The following is a 1,419-nucleotide window of genomic DNA, read 5'->3' on the forward strand; positions in this document are numbered from 1 at the left end:
GTGTTGACTCGATGGAAACGCTGCTACTCCATGAGGGCGTAAACCAAGCATGGGGCGCAAGAGACCGACCGCTATTCCGTGCCATCGAGCACGTCGTGTTGACTGGTCCGTGTGCGAAAGAAGCCGAGTCATGGGCGTTACAGCCCGGGTGCCGCGTCGCGCGGCACCCGGGAAAGCCCGAATAGGTGAATCTCTGCTTCACGCACTGGCGTCCCGGGTGAACAGACCATGTACCTCGGAATCGACATCCACAAACGGTACGCACAGGTGGCAGTAATGGATGATGCTGGAGAGATTGTCGAAGAGGTTCGCGTCAAAAACGCGAACCTCGACGACCTCGCCCAGCGGTACGCTAATTCGAAAGCAGCCATCGAGGCGACCAGCAATTACTACCACATCCATGACACGCTCGCACAGCATTTGGATGTGACTGTTGCCCATCCGAAAGAACTGAACCAGATCGCTGACACTGACAAGAAAACCGATCGTGTTGACGCTAAAGAGTTAGCGCGGATGGTTCGGTTGAACTCTGTGCCGGAGAGCTACGTTCCAACCGACGAGATTAGACAAGCCCGCGCACTTGTGCGCGGGCGACAGTCGTTAGTCGAGAACCGAACAGAGTATGCCAACAAAATTCACGGACTACTCTCCGATCACGGGATTACTGAGGATGTGAAGCCGCTGAGTGTTAAGGGGCGAGAGTTCCTGCGGGAACTCTCGCTCCCGGCACCGTGGGATACGTTGTTAGAGTCCTACCTAGAGGTGATCGAGACACTCACCGACGAGATTCATGAACTCGAAAAAGTGATTGAAGAGCACGCTGGGTCTCTGAAGGAGACCCAGCTGCTCATGACGATTCCCGGCGTGAGCTACTATACGGCACTGACGATCTATGCCGAGTTAGGTGAGATTGATCGGTTCGATGGGGACAAAGAAGTTGTCAGCTACGTCGGATTGAACCCGGTGATCCGCGAGTCAGGCGACTCGCGGATCGAAGGAGCGATCTCGAAACGTGGATCAGGACGTGTTCGGTGGTTGTTGGTCCAGGCTGCGCATACTGCAGTCCATACCAGCCACGACGAATATCTCAGCCGGTTCTACGAGCGGTTAGCGCGACGGAAGAACTCACAGAAAGCAATCGTCGCAACCGCGCGGAAGATGTTGGTTTCGATCTATCACATGCTTGACCGAGGTGAAGTATACGATCCACCTGGTGTGAGTGCGTAGACGACGGATCTGAGGGCCGCCGAGCGGCGGCCCTCAGTGGCTGGCCGAGGCCCTCCGTGAGCGGCTGCTGTCTTCAACAGCAACCGCACCGCACTAACCGCACAGCACAAGATACCGACCGCCTGCCGGCTGTGCGGGGCGGCAGACATCAGTACGCCCCAATCATTTTATCGTCAGCGGTGGTTTGGTCGG

Annotated in this window: 1 protein-coding gene; it reads left to right on the forward strand. The window is 56.7% G+C overall.

Annotated elements, in window-relative coordinates:
- The first annotated feature begins 228 nt into the window (after positions 1–228).
- A complete protein-coding gene (locus GWG54_RS20505; RefSeq protein ID WP_167939478.1) occupies positions 229–1,227 on the forward strand; it encodes an IS110 family transposase in 999 nt (332 codons plus the stop codon).
- The last annotated feature ends 192 nt before the right edge of the window (positions 1,228–1,419 follow it).

It is taken from the genome of Natronococcus sp. JC468 (assembly GCF_012163165.1).
GTDB lineage: Archaea > Halobacteriota > Halobacteria > Halobacteriales > Natrialbaceae > Natronococcus > Natronococcus jeotgali.

Coding starts and splice junctions, on each gene's coding strand:
- GWG54_RS20505 (WP_167939478.1), top strand. CDS start 229: ATGTACCTCGGAATCGACATCCACAAACGGTACGCACAGGTGGCAGTA.